This is a genomic window from Vibrio floridensis, from assembly GCF_021852965.1.
Classification (GTDB): Bacteria; Pseudomonadota; Gammaproteobacteria; order Enterobacterales; family Vibrionaceae; genus Vibrio; species Vibrio floridensis.
The window spans coordinates 356,964-373,080 of record NZ_JAKGCY010000001.1 but is presented as its reverse complement, the minus strand read 5'-3'; the positions used below and the strand labels follow the sequence as shown (position 1 = coordinate 373,080).

The following is a 16,117-nucleotide window of genomic DNA, read 5'->3' as shown; positions in this document are numbered from 1 at the left end:
CACTGTCAGTAAAACAAAAACTGCTCCACAAAACGGATGCGGAGCAGTCAAAAATGATGATTTGAAATGTGTGCCTTATTGTATAGGAACTGCGCACAAAGACACACAAATTTTATGGTTAAGTCACGTTACGCTTGCCACTCAAAACGCAAGGTTTTCAGCTCGGCTCCTTTCTTCACAAATTGGGTGTCGATTCGATAAATCCCCGCTTGTAAATGGATGGCGATGCCCTCGATTTCAACGGTTTTTCCCTCGGTGCCATTGGTGGGCAGCGACATGGCAAATTCACCATTGATGCTCACACTGCAAGAGGATTGCGCCAATGGTTCGCGATCATAGGCCATTTCGGCAAAACAGAGATAATGCCCCGCTTGCGCGACTTCCACCCAGAGTTCGCAATGGTTTTGGCTGTTCACCACCATGCGCTGCGTCACAGGCAACAGCGGTGCGGCATCGGGCAATGCGTCCGCTAGCGGCGCAAAAGGTTTCACCGCCTGATACGCCTGCAGCGGCCTTTGCATCACTGGCGCTTGCAAAATAAAGCGGCAGATGTTCATCGCGCTGCGCTGCAACTCGCCTAACGTTAACTCGCCATGCGCTAACGCGTGCAAGGTGTCGTCGTCCATGGGATTGCGCTCAGCGGCGTCGTTTTCCACCACCATGTAGAGATCGTTTTGCGCTCGCAGCATATAGCCAGTAAAGCGCTTACTCTCTTCACCCCCATCCACGGGATGATTCATTTTCGCCCACCAGTCGGTCATCACAATGCCGGTATAACCCCATTCACCGCGCAAAATGGTGGTGTTGAGATCGTAGTTGGACGCGGCCCAATGGCCGTTGACCGGATTGTAAGCGGTCATGATGGTCGATGCCTGACCATACTTCACCGCCATTTCAAACGGCTTGATGTGGATTTCACGCAGCGCGCGCTGCGACATGACGCTATCCACATCCACGCGTGCGGTTTCTTGATCGTTGGCCGCAAAGTGTTTGATGGTGCCGGAAACACCCGCTTGTTTTAAGCCTGTGGTTTGCGCAGCCGCAATCCAACCGGTTAACAGTGGATCTTCCGAGAAATATTCGAAATTACGGCCATTGAGTGGATGGCGATGAATGTTGATCCCCGGACCGAGCAAGGTGTCGATTTGGTAGGCTTGCAACTCTTGGCCCACCAAATAATACAACTGTTGATTGAGCTCAGTGTTCCACGTGCAGGCGAGCAGTGTACCAATCGGCACTTGGGTCGCTTGATGGCCACTGTCCATGCGAATGCCCGATGGGCCATCGGCCGCTGCGGCCACCGGAATGCCAAACTCAAACAGTGAAGTGCATACCCCGCCAAACGCCGCTGCGGTACCCGGTGTCACTTTCGGGCTGCACATGCCTTCACCACGCACGAGAATGGCCAGTTGTTCGGCGGTGAGTTGAGCAACAAACGCTTCTAGGCTGGCGCGACCTTGGGCGACATCGGCCAGCTTGATGCCTTGATCGCCCGTGAACGCGTAAGTTGGCGGCAAATTCGCTTCGATTCGCTGCGCCAGATCCACCGTACGCTGTGGCACAGGCTGATAGCGGGGTTGATAGACGCCATTGGCGTCGCGCTCGGCAGGCACAAGACGCTCAAACTCACGGGTTGGCGCGCAGGCTTCACTGAGTGTTTCCAGTGAGGTGGTGTGCTCAACCCACCATGTCGCATCTATTTTCTGCGCTTGGCGTACGCTGCCGCCAAGGTAGAAATGATACTGCCCTGCTTCAAGCACATAACTGTTTGGGTAACCACTCGCACCGCTATCATCAAACGACGCCAGCAAAGCCACCGGCACACTGATGCGCACCACTTCGCTGCCGTTTGGCGCCAGTTCGCTGGTTTTGGCAAATCCACACAGCGCTCTGGCCGGTTTGCCAAGTTGGCCTTGTGGCGCTTCAACATACAGCTGCACCACTTCTTTGCTGCTAAATTGCTGGCCGATGTTGCGCACTTCAATCTCAAAAGACAGCGACTTGGCGTTGGCGAGATCGCCGCCAGCATCAACCACGTCACTTGAGCACTGCACCAAACGGCGCTCAAATTGGCTATAGGATAAGCCCGCACCAAATTCAAACTGCACCGCTTCTGGGGCAAAGGTTTCAAAGTAGCGATAGCCAACGTAAATATCTTCCGCATAGAGATTAAAATCTTTGCGGCCAAAATGGGCGGAAGAGGGGCAATCTTGCAAACGATGGGCGATGGTATCGGTCAAACGGCCACTGGGTGAGACAGCCCCAGACAGCACATCGGCCAGCGCATGACCGCCTTCCATTCCCGCCGCCCAACTGTAGAGCACCGCTTTGGTCGCTTGATGGTTTTCAAGGCGAGTTAACCACGACATATCGATAATGTTGGTGACGTTCATCACCACGATCACACAGGAGAAATGGCGGCACACTTTCGTTAGCATGTCCGTTTCCAATTCCGTTAAGCGGTAGCTGCCTGCTTCATCGGCGTAATCTTTGTCTTCACCGGCGGTGCGGCCAATAAACACTACCGCTTTGTCTGACTGCGATGCTGCCTGCGCCACCACCTCGTCGGTCAGTGGCATTTCATATTGAAACCATGGCTCTGCCGCCCAGCCACCGCCGCCATCATCAAACGGATGGTGGGCTAGCCAATCTTGATACAGGGCGACTAACGAAGTATTGAGTTGAATCGTGGGGTTGGCTTGTAAACCTTGCAATGCATTCACCGCATAAGGCACGTTCACCGCACCACCAGAGCCCGTGCCACTGCGATAGGTATCCATCTGGCAACGGCCAAACAAAGAGAGCACCTGCGATGGTTCAATCGGCAGGGCTTGGTCATCATTTTTCAGCAGCACGATGCCTTCTGCCGCGGCTTGTCGGCTCACTGACACCAGTGCTTGCTGCGCTTTTTCTATCGCTGGATTTCTCATCGCTTTATCGCCCTCTTCTTGCCTTATCTTGGCCTTATTTTTGCCTGCGGCATTCTCATTGATTGAGCTTCAGTGTAAGCTTGCCAAGTGCGCAATTCTACCAATATACCGACCAATAAAAGGAAAATAGCGACATGAGCATCACCTATCAGTTGCAACATCATCTTCGCTATCCCCACTTCAAATTTGCTTACGTTGATGGCCACCATCACAGCGATTTTGGCCTGCATAAACACGATTTTTCTGAGCTGTTTTTGGTGGTGAGTGGCAAAGGCAACCACCTTGTTGCTTCTCATGTCTATCCACTCACTGCTGGGGATGTGTTTGTGATCAACGGCGATATTGAACACGCCTTTCAGGATGTCGATCGGCTGGAAATCATCAATTTGATGTTTGAAGCGGGTACGCCATTTTTCGAAACGCCCTCATTGAGAAAACTCTCCGGTTATCAGGCGATGTTTAAGGTTGAGCCGATTGCCCGCCAAACCGGCGAATACCGCGCCAAGCTCACCCTCAACGACGAGCAACAGCCGTTAATCACACAGTTGATTAAGGCGATTCGCCACGAATATCAACAAGGGGAAAGCGGCTTTGAAACCATGCTCACCAGTTTGATGCAGCAATTGGTCATCACCCTTGCGCGCATGTATCAGCAGCAAACGCACGATCTGCCCAACACCACGCTGGCGCTCAGCCGCGCACTGATTTTTATTGAGCAGCATTTTGCCGACGGCGAGATCCACAGTGGGGATGTCGCTCAAGCAGCGTTTGTCAGCCAACGCCAATTGGAGCGGCTGTTTAAGCAGTTTCTCAACACCTCTCCCAACTTGTATTTGCGTGAAATGCAGCTCAATTACGGGCGCGATCTCTTGAATAACGAAGCTGGTATGTCGATTCAACACGTAGCAGAGCAGTGTGGATTTAGTGATAGCAACTATTTTTCCAAGTGCTTTAAGCAGAAGTTTGGCCTAAGCCCTCGCCAATACGCTCGGCAGCCGAAATGAAAAAAGCCGCTGTTGTCAGCGGCGTAATGAATGGCAGTGGCATGCATTCATGCAACAAAAACAAGTTCCCCCGTATTGCTCGACTTGCCTGTTGCCAAACTGGGAGTGGCGGTCCCCTAAAGTGCCACTCCCTACTGGGTAATCTCTCCCATTACCCTACAGGTGGCTTACCACCACATGTCTGCTTGGATACCCACAAGGATGTCCGCTTTGTCACGCATTGATCCGTCTAGGTATGTGGCAAGGAAACGGATTTCAGGTGCTGGGCCAAAACCCGTTGGAACGATGATGGTTGGTGCAACCGTCAGTTTGTAGTTAGTGGCATCGTCACCCACGCCGTTTGCATCTTCCCATTTGTTGTACTGGAAGCCCGCTTCTGTCGCGATGAAGAAGTTTTGCGCCACTGGGAATGATGGACGAATCATCGCCGATGCCCAGCTGTCTTTGCCGCCGTTATCGAGATCGTTGTATTGACCTTGGATAGAGTGGAAGATGCTAACGCCGTTTTCAAAGAAGTAGCCACCCCATACCAATGCACGAGCAGAGACATCACCGCTTTCCACTTTCTTCATTTTGGAAGGACCTTCCAACGCGCCATTGCCCGGTTTCCATGCGTTGTAAGTGGTGAGCGTACCGCCAAGTAGCTGACCAGAACCAAGACCTTTACCTGCCTGAGCGATGTACTTGGTAAAGCCTTTGTCTGATAGACCAAACACTTTGTCTGAATGAACAATCGCGGTCATCTCGACACCATTGCTGGCGTATTCTGTACCATCGACAAAGTTGTCTGGTAGGTATTTACCCATAGCGTGCAGTTCTACACCATCAAAATCAACGCCTACGTGCACCGCGTGCATTGGGTTGTTCGAATCGGTTGCCCAGAATGAATCTTCTGCGTTATCACTGGCGACATACGCGAAATCCCACTTGTAACCACCCAGTTGAACGCCTTCGATACCCACACCGGTACCCGACATGTCGGTGTAGAAGAAGTCGGTCATGAAGATGTAGTTGTCTTTGCCGTAGAAGCGCGTACCGCCCCATAGCGTGCCAGTTTCAGTCACGCCATCAAACTCAACGAAGGTTTCTACCATACCGATGCTGCTGTTCGCCGCATCTGCGTTGGTGCCAAGTTGGTTGTTGCCAGCTGACTGTGCGTTATCGGCACCTACACGCGTTTTGATGCGAATTTTTTGGCCATCATCGTTTTCAAAGTTTTTCTGTAGCGCAAGCTCAAAATGGTTGTCCGATTCAATACCCAAGCGGCCTAGACGCTCTTTAGATGCAGGGAATTTTGAACGTTTGAAATCGTCATTCTTGCTGTACAGTGCGCCCGCACGGAAGTAACCGTGGAACTCAAAACCATCAGATTTTTCAGCGTGAACAACTGGCGCTGCGGATAGGCCTGCAGTCGCGACTAGACAAGCGAGGGTAAGCTTAGAAAGTTTCATATTAACTCCATGTTCCATCATTAGCCCTTAAAAGAAAGCGCTTTCTTTATTATTTATAAAAAAACTGAACATCGATGACGAACGCAAACCAAGAATTCACGTTCAACTATGCAATGAAGCTAATAAATTAAGAGCCTCAACCGCCTTGTTCAGTGCAAGAGAAGTATAAAAGGATCGTCTAAGATAAAACCGTGATCAGCCTCATCAAAGAAAGCGCTTTCTCGGGCATTCATCACAAATTGATATTTCGCTTATCAATGAAAGAAAGAAACACTTTCAAGCCGTTTTGTGCCTTAAAAAACGAAAAAATGCCCCAAAAAACAAAAAGCCCGTGATTTTCACCACGAGCTTTGGCCATTCTGTATCAGTTAGCGCTTTTCGAAACGAATATTATCCAAACTGAACGTCATCGCGGCAGTCGGTTCAAACACCAGTAAGTTGTTGATCATTTTAGGATCGGCTTGGTTACCTGCAACAAAGCGGTTGGACTGCGCTAAGAGATCCGCCAGTTTGATGCGCACTTCACCCCACTGACCAATCGGTGGTAGTGCCACCGTCATGTCACTGGTTTTTGGCCAGCCACTGTCGATCTTCACCATCAACTCACTGCCGTCGGTCATCGACTCCACTTTGATATCAAAGATCAATTCACCACTCTCTAACCAATGGCTCACGTCGGTGGTGGGTGAGCGGAAATAAAGGTTACCCGCGCCATTTTGCTTGGTGATTTTCAGCACTTGGCCGTGATCACCATCGGCCACTTCTTGGTGCGAAACAATGTCCATTGGATCGTAACTGCCGTACGCCAAGTTGCTGTTGAGGCTTTCGGAGAAAATATCTAGGTTTGGCCCATCAGCGTAGCGGTCATCTTGCGCCAAAATCGTCGGAGCTTGATGCCCTTTGACCTTCACCGCTTGCTCACCGATGGTCGCACAGCCTTTGCCTTTCCAGCGATCTGCCGAGCAGCGATATACTTTCACATAATCCACCAGCATGGTTTTCGGGAAGTCCGATTTATCAATCCCTTTTTGGTTGGCATTGGCCGACCAAGAGCCGCCCACGGCAAGGTTGAGCAGCAAATGGAAACGTTCATCAAACGGTGCTGCGCCTTTGGCGTTGACCAGAGCACCATCGACTTTGTATTGGCTGTACCACTCATCTTGCGTTTGTGTCGCGTAGTGAATGTTGTCGACGTACCAACGAATTTCCCCTTCTTCCCACTCAATCGCGTAGGTATGGAAGTCATCAGCAGGGTTGATGTTGTTCGGCAGTGACACGCCTTGCCCACTGTAGACATTATCTGGCCATGCTTTGCCATAATGCAGGCTGCCGTAAATGCGATTTTCACCATCACCCGCTTGTGCTCCTGGCGCATCGGATTGCGCTTTCAGGTTAACCGCTTCCATGATATCGATTTCACCAGAGGCCGCCCAAGTGCCGTATTTGTTGTCGGTCGGCAGCATCCAAATCGCTGGCCACGTTCCCTGCCCTGATGGCAGTTTGGCGCGAATTTCAAAACGGCCATATTTGTGGTCGCGTTTGCCTTTGGTGCGCAAACGCGCGGAGGTAAATGGCAAGGTTTTGTTCAACCCCGGTTTACCATCAGCATCATCAGGGCCAGTGAAACTCTCTTTGTGCGCCACAATGTGCAAATAGCCATCTTGAACAAAAGCATTACGACTGCGCTTGGTATAACACTGCTGTTCGTTGTTACCGCCACCCCAACAGTTTTGTTCAAGGCTCCAATTGCGCTTGTTGATTTCACTCCCGTCAAACTCATCCGCCCATGCAAGTTGCCACTTTGCGCTCGGTGGCGTAGGTTGATCCTGTAGCATCACTGGCTTTTTAGTTTGAACAAAATCAGTACCGGAAGCGCTGTCACTCGAACCTGTTTGAGTACAACCTGCTAGCAAACCGATTGAAATGGCAATGGCGATTTGATGGCACTGAAAATATTTGTTTTTTCTCATGTTTTCTCCCTCATGAGTCTTTCATCATGCTAATTCGTCTAATGTGCACGTTTATCCCCCAACCAAAGAAAGCGCTTTCTTTGATTGGAGAAAAATGTGGGCACGTGACGGCCCACAAGAAACGCCCCCAAGAGGACACTCAGCCACTATCTTACTGTTTCCGAGAGTATCAAAACTGTGATGACAGCAATAAAAGAAAGCGCTTTCAATTGAGATTAATCACAGTTCTATCGATTTTTATCCCTTAGGCAAACAACACACACCAAAATCATAAAACGTAGTCACTTATCGCGTCCTACAACGGCCTTGACGTTAAGCGCTAGTAAAAGTAGATATTGTCTAAATAGACGCTATCACTGGTTGCTCCCCAAAGTGCCAGACCCAACTGCTGCATCTTACTTTGATCAAAGCTGGCGTTATTACCATCAGCTGCTGTAAAAGGCAGTTCAACCGACAGCCACTTTCCCGTCTCTAAACTATCTAACGTATAGATAAGTGGCCCGCCAGATGAGAGCAACTGAAACTGTACTTTGTTGATGCCAGAGGTGAGATAAAGGTCAAGATGCATTCCGGATTTATTACTCGCATCAACAGGGCGTTCAATACCATACTGTATTCCTGTCACACCGCCACTAACGCCATCAGGCGTTGGCGTAAATTTCGCGGTCTGGTTGCCCGAGATATTAACCAACTCATGCTTAGGCGCATTCCACCAGTTATCTGACCAGTAACTTATCCATGATTCACTCGTTAATGCATCACTAAACAGCGAGATAACCGCTTTGCTGTCAACATTTGGTACTGGTGCTGGCGTTGTTGGGCCAGGCTTAAGAGGCTCAAGGGAAATCGTTGTTTGAAGCGAGTTATCCAGTGTCGTCAACCATTGAGCCACACCATACCCCTCTGCCGTGGCTTTGACCTTTTGCTTGCCTTTTGGCAGTTGCAAACTGGCAACACCACTGGCATTGGTGCTCCGTTTGTATGCAGTATCATATTCACCATCTTGACCAACAAAAACCGTTGCGTTTTGCAAAGGTTGCCCTAATTCATTTTTGACAGTCACGGTCAACTGGTGTTGCTCTGCGCTGCCAGAGAAATAGAGATTATCGACAAAGAGCGCTTTTCCTGCCGCCCCCCACATCTGAATACCAGCCATTTGCATCTGTTTGGTGTTTAGGGCATTGGGATCATTGGCCAGCATACTAGACATCGGGATCGCATAGCTAACCCACTGGTTGGCAACAGGATTATTAATTTCGTAGCTTGCCGAACCATCGGTAGAAACGAGCTGTAAAGAGATACGATCAATGCCAGATTCGGCATACAGATCAATATTCCAGACATCATGTTCTGACACATCGACACTGCCATATTCAATACCATACTGAATACCGACAACGCCGCCATTGCTTCCCGCTCCTGCGATTTCATAACGACTGTAGTGGTTGCCCTCGATAACGCCGGATGAATAAATTGGCGCATTCCACCAGTTCTCATTCCACAACGAGACAAACTTATCCTCTTGCAGTGAATCACTGAAAATAGAGAACGCCTGTGAGTCAGTAACATTAGGCACGGGTGCAGGACCGGCTGGTTCGCTGAGTTGTACCTCTTTGTGAATGAAGGAGAGGTTGCTCAGCATAACGCTGCTGTTTTGATCCGAGAGAAAAACAAGACCGAACCAGCGTAAATCCGCAACAGACGGGATCGGCACTTCAAACTTAAGCCAACCATTGCCGACCGCCTCTCCATCGCTCATTGGATAGGTGATTTTCTGTTCAGGAATACTAAACCCGTTAACCACAACTTCCACTTGATTGAAACCACTTGGTTTGAGAAAAAACTGCGCATAGTTGTAAGCTCGTGCGTCAATGGCGTTAGCTTGCTCATTTCCCCAAGCAATTGCGGCGCCAAATCCCCAGTTAGTGCCGCTGGATATCTTAAGAGCACGAGAGAACGTTTCATCATTACGGATATTTTCTACGACAGCACCAGAGCCCCAAGTATCACCCCAAAATTGCATGTAGTGGGAGTCTTCGTAGTCGGAGTGAAACAGATAGAGTTCTGAGCCACCCACGATGGCCTCTTTTTCCAGATCAAGATTGACCGACTGATCGCTATCAGCCAACTCGACATTCAGTTGACCAGCTTGAAAACCCGTCGGATCTGAGGAGATTTGGTAACGACCGCTTTCTAACTGAAACCGCGCTTTTCCCTGTGCATCCGTGGTGCGACGATAATTTTTTTGCGTTTCAGAAGTGACGATCACCTCTGCATTGCCGATCGGTTGTTGATCATTGGCATTGCGAATGGCTACGGTTAACTGGTTTAAAGACGGCAGATTTGTGTCTGGAGATGGCTTAGTCCCTGAATCACCACCACATCCGGCCAGCAAGGTAGAGCAAAGCAATGCACTCAGTATTGAAGGCATCTTTCCCATGAGATTATTTCCTTATATTAATGAATAGAGACATTGGATTTTCGGCGCCAAGTCGCCAGTAATAGCAGCGCAGCAAAAGGGATGAAATGTGTTCCACCTGCTGAAGAGGTATCGTTTTTTCCGTTTGCGTTGTTTGGTTCAGTCACTGAAAAGTACAGCTGTTTTGAGAAGGTTGAATCAACGTCATCGATGTGTACGAGAGATAGCCCCAACTGATATTGCCCCTTATCCATCGAAATCGGATCGAAGCGCAACTGCTTACCGTCGATAATAGGGTTGTGTAGCGACTGTGCCTGCCAATAAAGGCTATAGTTGTCGACTTCAGCAGGATCCAGTTCGAGGTCGGCCAGCACCGTCACTTGCCCCGATGTTCGGCTGATCTCTGTGGTCGCAAGACCATTTTGATACATGCTTAATGAGGCATTAACCGCGGGTTGTTCTGGTTTAGTGGGCTCTTTACGAGGAGCCTCTTCGTTACAATAAAGTGACTGGCTTGTTTCACTCGTTTGACAGTGAGCGATATAATCCACTTCCAAGGTTGCTTGCTGCAAGTTCGGATCAATAGCCCCTCCCAGCATCCCCCCCATCGCGAGATTGATTAACGCAAACATCGGTTCATGATATTGCTGACACTGACGAATATCTCGTGAAACCACCAATGTTTGATCGATAAAGAAATCAATTTTCTCTTTTGTCCATTCAATCGAATAGCGATGCCAGTCCAGTACATCGGCTGCACCATTTGGATAAGAATAACGGTATTCTCCACCACAGCCCTCGGCATTAAAGAAGTTGGTGATATAGCGATCAGGTTGGTGCGCATACCATTCCCAAACATCGATTTCCCCAGCCCCTCTTAGAGGCCATTGAGCACTGTCTCCATCCCCTTTTATCGGTTGCTCCGCAATGCGGTTCTCCAGCATCCAAAATGCAGGCCAAGTCCCTTTTTCTAGGTTATGAAAACGAATTCTTGCCTCAAGTTTTCCATACAGAAACTCGCGTTTGTCTTTCGAGTTGAGGCGCCCCGACGTCCAGGATTTGCTTTGACCGCCGAGCGAGGGGCAATTGACCCTCTCCTTTCTTGCGATGATCTTAAGAGTCCCATTGGAAACGTCGTAGTTTCTTTGATTAGAGTGATCATCGGCGGTATAACATTGCACCTCGTTGTTGTAATTCGCCTGAGTTTGCGCCGTCCAGTTGCTCCAATTCACCCCTTCACCCTCGAAAGTATCAATCCACTGCACTTCCCAACCCGCGTACACAGTATTCGACAGAAGCAGGGTAAAAAGGCTGATAATACTGGTTGGTTTTATCGTTTTCTCAACACAACCTTTTGGCTTTAAACGGGGTAAACACGTAATAGTAAACATAGATCTCCCTCCGATACGTCTTTGATCGGATACGAATGGTGTAAGTAGGCTACGGTGGGGATATCTTGCGATATCCCCGATTAAACAAGGTTGACTATTCAAGCCAAGAGATGTTTCTCACCTCGATATCACTGCGACTTGGAGTGCTGCCACCCGATGTTTCATAGATATCAGCGATAGTAAATGGCGACGTGACCTTAGTTAGATCAGCTGAGGAAAACTGAGAAAATTTGTTGAGATCAATTGTGTACTTAACCCAATCTTTGCTCAGTGTGTAGCCCTGTCCAGCATTAAAACGTACCCAATGGTTACTGCCACCGCCCGCCGCTGTTTGAAAACCAAGGTAAAAACCAAATGTCGCAAGCTGGCTCTCACCGCCATCAAGGCCGCGGATCTCGAAGGTCATTTTTCTGGAGGAAGAAAGATTGGTCGGATTGGCACTATTGCCGATGCCTGCCCCCCATCCCCAAACCGCCGCTAACGCCGGATCGGCAGCCACAGTCAAAACGCCGGTCTCATTATTGACACCGGCCCAAGCCGTGATGGGGTTGTCCCAACCATAGACACTGGCACCCGAATAAACATCGTTACCCAGCACTTTGAACTCTCCCTCGGCAGGTGGCGTGTCAATCGGTGCTTTAGGTGGCGCTAAAACCGCGTCCATTAGGGTTGCAAAATCCCCCGAGTAACTCGCTGAAAAGCCAGTTCCCGGACAATCTCTGGTTAACCCCAGATTGTTTAGTGCATCAACTTGCTCCCAAAGCACATGCTTCACTGAACAATTGATATCAATAAGCCCAAAATGCTTTTCCGAATGCGATGGGTTGTTGGCATCCCCTTTCCATGGCTCATCAAAAGCCTGAAAGAAAAACAGCGAAGCACCAAATTGATCACTCCAGGCGCGCATGTCGTCATAGAAACGCTTCTGTTTATACTCATCGGCCGCTTGGGTGCCTCCAACTCCCAACCCATCAGTCGATATGGAGGACCAACCGGTTTCCCCCAGATGAATGGGCTTCATTGCATCAACACGATTGACGAAACTCTGCGCCACTTGTATCTGACCTAATGTATGTTGATAGGCACGCTTCATGGCCGAGTCAATCTGCTCTTGCTTGGCGAGATTCTGCTCACTTTTCGGCACTTTCCACTGCTGTGAGAAGTCGGGATGATAGTGAGTGTCATGCAACGCATAGGTATGCAGTGACACATAATCCACCGCGTTGATCAGGGCCTTCAACACCGCCTGCTCACTCTGATTGCCATTGGCATCTTGACCAGACCAAACCGCGTAATTGTCTGAAGAGGTAACCCAAATGTCCTTGGTTGATTCGCTGCTAAGCTTCCACTGCTGCAGATCTTCAACATGATTGAGGATGATTTGTGGTGTGACATGGTATGGCGCCCAATCCACCATAGCTTCGTTACCCACGGCCAATACTTTCACGATATCGGGATACTTGAGTGCGAGCTCCTTTGCTTTAGCGATTTCATCAAAATTCTTCGGATTGTCTTTATCATGTTCAACGGTAAGATTGGTCCAAGAGTTCAAAGCATCAATCCAAATGCCGAGCATGACATACATTTCAAAATCGGGATCTTGCTGCTTGAGTTGGCTTATCGCCTCCAGCAAGTTTTCTGTGTTGGACTTACCGTCCGTGCCAATAAACCCTTGGGTGTTGTAAGTACGGATAACCTTAATGCCGAGTGCAGAGAGGATTTTCATATCTTCAATCTGTTGCGCAACACTCGGAACATTTTCACCCGATTCACGTACATTTGACCGCCAGGCCCCATAAGAAATAGCCGGATATTGAGGGTTGCCCAATAAGTCGTCGCCATTACGCGCGCTGGGTTGTTGAGTCGGTTTAGGTTGCGGCTTGAGCACGACGCTTCCATTGCCATCATTTGTTCCGGGATTGTTGCTCAAGGCTTCATCGCCACAGCCGCTTAACAACAGTGTGCTAACTGCGAAAGCGAGGAGTTTCAAATTCTGTTTTTTCATCTCTGTTTCCTAACTCTTTGAGACGTCATGATCGATGGTGATCGTTGAATGTGGTCTGTGCGTTCACACGCACAGACCGAATGATTAGTTTGCTGTTAAGCGGATGTTGTCGAAGTCAACGGCAACAGAGCAGCCCGCTACCGCACCGCACACGCCCCCTAGGGTAAAGCCCAGGCCCCACTCAGGATCGCTGCCAATGTTGAAGGTAAAACTATGTTCTACCCACTCATTGGTTGGCGAAGGCAAAGAAAGCACCTCTGTACCAGAAACGCCAGCCGGTGACTCTGTGTGAATCACACCATTGACCACACCACCATCGGTCACTTGGCCTTTCATATAAAACGTCACTGTAACGGATTGATTTGCAACTAATGTTCCTTGACCAACGCGCTGTTGTTTAATTCGAGCTTCACCACCTATCCCTGTAGAGGTGCGGACGGTGCCATTAGTCACGGAAACACTACCACCGCCCACTTGAAACCATGGGTCGAGTTTATCTGTCGCAAAATCACCGTTAATCAGTAAGTTACCCGTATTGTCGACCGGTGGTAGGTCTGGATTTGGCGAATCGGGGTCTGTTGGTGGTGGCGTCACAACAGCGATAAGACGTATGTCATCGAACTCGACTTTTGCCATACAGCTATCTACCGCACCGCACACACCACCAAGCGTTAGGCCAAGCCCCCATTCTGGATCGTTACCAATGTTGAATGTGAAGCTGTGTTCTACCCATTCAGATGTCGGCGCAGGCAAAGAGAGAACTTCGGTGCCCGATACCCCTGCAGGTGATTCAGTGTGAACAATACCGTTAACCACGCCGCCATCGCTAAGCTCACCTTTCATCTTAAAAGTCACAGTGACGGATTGATTGGCCTTCAACTGACCGGCACCAATTCGCTGCTGCTTAATGCGCGCCTCGCCCCCTGAATACGCCTCTGCCTTAAGTACGCCATCAATCACTTCAACGCTACCACCACCGACTTGATACCAAGGGTCAAGCTTGTTTGAAGAAAAATCTCCATTAATCAATAAATTAGTACCATCTTGCGTTGGTGGGAGTGGCGGTTCAGTCGGATCTGATGGCGATGTCGCACCCGTTGCGGAGAAGACGACGTTATCTACCAGATAACTTGACCCAATCCCTGAGCCCCATGCAGGGAAGATCATCAGCAAATCAATGTTTGCTAGGTCTAATCCCGCGTTGGCAAGATCATTGAGACTAATTTGGTAATGTTTCCACGTGTTCAGTTCAGGTGCCTCAGCCAAGCTCATTTCCACTGCCGTTGCAGCGCTCACAGACTCGACTTTAAATTTCCAATCCGTCGCGCCCGCATCATTGGTCAGTTTGAGATCAAAAGAAACCGTTCCTTTGTCCTGCCAAGCACTCACGTCGATTGGTTTACCCTCGACAGCACCAGCATCTGCGCGCGATGAGAAACCAACCACGGTGGGGCCGTTGATCACAAACTCCGTGACCGCACCATATTGGCTATCTGAGTCTGTGATCACGCTGGGTGTCGAGCCACCACAACAATCCCACGCCACCCATTTGGGATTGGCTGCATCGTTAAACAGTGTGATTTGAGCGGGATCGATTGGTAAATCCGGTTCATCGGGATTGGTTGTGCTAGCAGCATCAACGAAAGTCATGTCATCCCAGTAGAACACAGTCCCAGTACCCGGTTGGCCAAAATCGAAGAAAATGGACTTCTTATCGTAAACAACACTGGAATCCACAGCGCCAGCGTGAGGAAGTGAGAAATCAAACGTCACTTTTTCCCAAGCACCCGCAATCGTGGTTGTCGCAAGCGCTTCGACAAATTTCTCTCCGTCATTTTGGTCTTCAAGCTTTAGCAATACTGGTATGCTGCTCTCTTCAGAGTAAATCCACACGGAAACTTTTTGCCGATCGTCAGCAAACGGAATCGCTGTCAGATCGCCCAAGGTTGTCCCGGCCCACGTTTCAGCACCGTCGGTTTTGGTGGTTCTGATGATTTGACTGCTCGACGATACAGCGGCTAAAACCGCAGGATCAGTAACCCCCAACTGAGAGACCGAACCACCGAAATCCGTCACCGCTTGAGTGAGATCCAGTTTAAGTCCGCTGTCTGCATCGGGTCTTGGTGTCGGCTCAGGGTCTGGTTGCGGTTCCGTCACGCCATCGAGGATAAACTTGATATTATCAACGCGGTATACCGCCCCTTCTCCTGTGCCCCAGGCTGGATAAATCAAGAAGTTATCAACACTTGTCAGATCAAGACCTAAGTTTGCTAAGTCCGCCACCGGGATGGAAACCTTTTGCCATGTGTTGACCAGAGGTGTGGTGATCGATACTTCCGCTTCCTCCCCACCTGCATTAATCGCCCCACCATTGCTTTCCAACTTGATAAACCAGTTGGTCGGGCCAGCAATCGGCGCACTCATCAGTTTGATATCAAATTCAACCGTCCCTTTGGCTTGATAGGCACTAATATCGAGTGGCCCTGCAGTTTGAGAGCGAACAAAACCCAAAACGGCCGGTGTTGCTCCCACAGTAAACTCCGTCACAATGCCATAGTCCCCTAGCTCCACCGGATTAGTGGGTGTCGTGCCACCACAACAATCCCATGCTGGCCAAGCACTATTAACTTGATCTTGAAAAATCACGAAGTCCGCACCCGGATTCGTGGTTGGCGGATTCGTCGTTGGTGGTTCAGGTGTTGTCTGTGGATTCGTTAGGCTCTCTTCACCACACCCACTGATCAATAATGCTATCGCACTGGCCAACACAATATTAGTCAGCCTGAAATGCTTTATTTCGTTGCTCATCCAAATGTCCTTAAAATATATCCATGATAATTTTGGTTGTGATCAATCGTCACTCATTGCTCAATAAAGAGCGACTACGAGCGAATAAAACTTCGAAATTTAATTACTTAGCGTTGCTGCTTATATAAATTAAATTTAA

Annotated in this window: 8 protein-coding genes; 1 reads left to right on the top strand and 7 read right to left on the bottom strand. The window is 49.4% G+C overall.

Going from position 1 to position 16,117, the window contains the following annotated elements:
• Positions 1-128: 128 nt before the first annotated feature.
• The gene (locus LZU85_RS01500) at positions 129-2,930 is read right to left on the bottom strand and encodes a glycoside hydrolase family 3 protein (protein ID WP_237286188.1); all 2,802 of its coding nucleotides are present in this window, start codon (positions 2,928-2,930) and stop codon (positions 129-131) included.
• Between the two features lie 134 nt (positions 2,931-3,064).
• Here LZU85_RS01500 and LZU85_RS01495 point away from each other — a divergent pair, with 134 nt between their 5' ends.
• Positions 3,065-3,934: a helix-turn-helix domain-containing protein gene (locus LZU85_RS01495; protein ID WP_108653443.1), complete on the top strand. Its 870-nt coding sequence runs from the start codon at positions 3,065-3,067 to the stop codon at positions 3,932-3,934.
• A gap of 167 nt (positions 3,935-4,101) precedes the next feature.
• On the opposite strand, the gene LZU85_RS01490 is transcribed toward LZU85_RS01495, so the two are convergent.
• From LZU85_RS01490 to LZU85_RS01465, 6 genes are all read right to left on the bottom strand, one after another.
• On the bottom strand, positions 4,102-5,385 hold the full coding sequence (locus LZU85_RS01490; RefSeq protein ID WP_108653442.1) for a carbohydrate porin: 1,284 nt from the start codon (positions 5,383-5,385) through the stop codon (positions 4,102-4,104).
• Positions 5,386-5,753: 368 nt separating this feature from the next.
• Positions 5,754-7,355 (bottom strand): glycoside hydrolase family 16 protein, encoded by a 1,602-nt coding sequence (locus LZU85_RS01485; protein WP_237286187.1) that lies wholly within the window; start codon positions 7,353-7,355, stop codon positions 5,754-5,756.
• A gap of 319 nt (positions 7,356-7,674) precedes the next feature.
• Positions 7,675-9,795 (bottom strand): carboxypeptidase-like regulatory domain-containing protein, encoded by a 2,121-nt coding sequence (locus LZU85_RS01480; protein WP_237286186.1) that lies wholly within the window; start codon positions 9,793-9,795, stop codon positions 7,675-7,677.
• Positions 9,796-9,812: 17 nt separating this feature from the next.
• Positions 9,813-11,165: a glycoside hydrolase family 16 protein gene (locus LZU85_RS01475; RefSeq protein ID WP_237286185.1), complete on the bottom strand. Its 1,353-nt coding sequence runs from the start codon at positions 11,163-11,165 to the stop codon at positions 9,813-9,815.
• A 94-nt stretch (positions 11,166-11,259) separates the two neighbouring features.
• On the bottom strand, positions 11,260-13,170 hold the full coding sequence (locus LZU85_RS01470) for a glycoside hydrolase family 17 protein (RefSeq protein WP_060533154.1): 1,911 nt from the start codon (positions 13,168-13,170) through the stop codon (positions 11,260-11,262).
• An 84-nt stretch (positions 13,171-13,254) separates the two neighbouring features.
• Entirely contained in the window at positions 13,255-15,978 is a 2,724-nt protein-coding gene (locus LZU85_RS01465; protein ID WP_237286184.1) for a carbohydrate binding domain-containing protein, read from the bottom strand.
• Between the last annotated feature and the right edge of the window lie 139 nt (positions 15,979-16,117).

Coding starts and splice junctions, on each gene's coding strand:
- LZU85_RS01500 (WP_237286188.1), bottom strand. CDS start 2,930: ATGAGAAATCCAGCGATAGAAAAAGCGCAGCAAGCACTGGTGTCAGTG.
- LZU85_RS01495 (WP_108653443.1), top strand. CDS start 3,065: ATGAGCATCACCTATCAGTTGCAACATCATCTTCGCTATCCCCACTTC.
- LZU85_RS01490 (WP_108653442.1), bottom strand. CDS start 5,385: ATGAAACTTTCTAAGCTTACCCTCGCTTGTCTAGTCGCGACTGCAGGC.
- LZU85_RS01485 (WP_237286187.1), bottom strand. CDS start 7,355: ATGAGAAAAAACAAATATTTTCAGTGCCATCAAATCGCCATTGCCATT.
- LZU85_RS01480 (WP_237286186.1), bottom strand. CDS start 9,795: ATGGGAAAGATGCCTTCAATACTGAGTGCATTGCTTTGCTCTACCTTG.
- LZU85_RS01475 (WP_237286185.1), bottom strand. CDS start 11,165: ATGTTTACTATTACGTGTTTACCCCGTTTAAAGCCAAAAGGTTGTGTT.
- LZU85_RS01470 (WP_060533154.1), bottom strand. CDS start 13,170: ATGAAAAAACAGAATTTGAAACTCCTCGCTTTCGCAGTTAGCACACTG.
- LZU85_RS01465 (WP_237286184.1), bottom strand. CDS start 15,978: ATGAGCAACGAAATAAAGCATTTCAGGCTGACTAATATTGTGTTGGCC.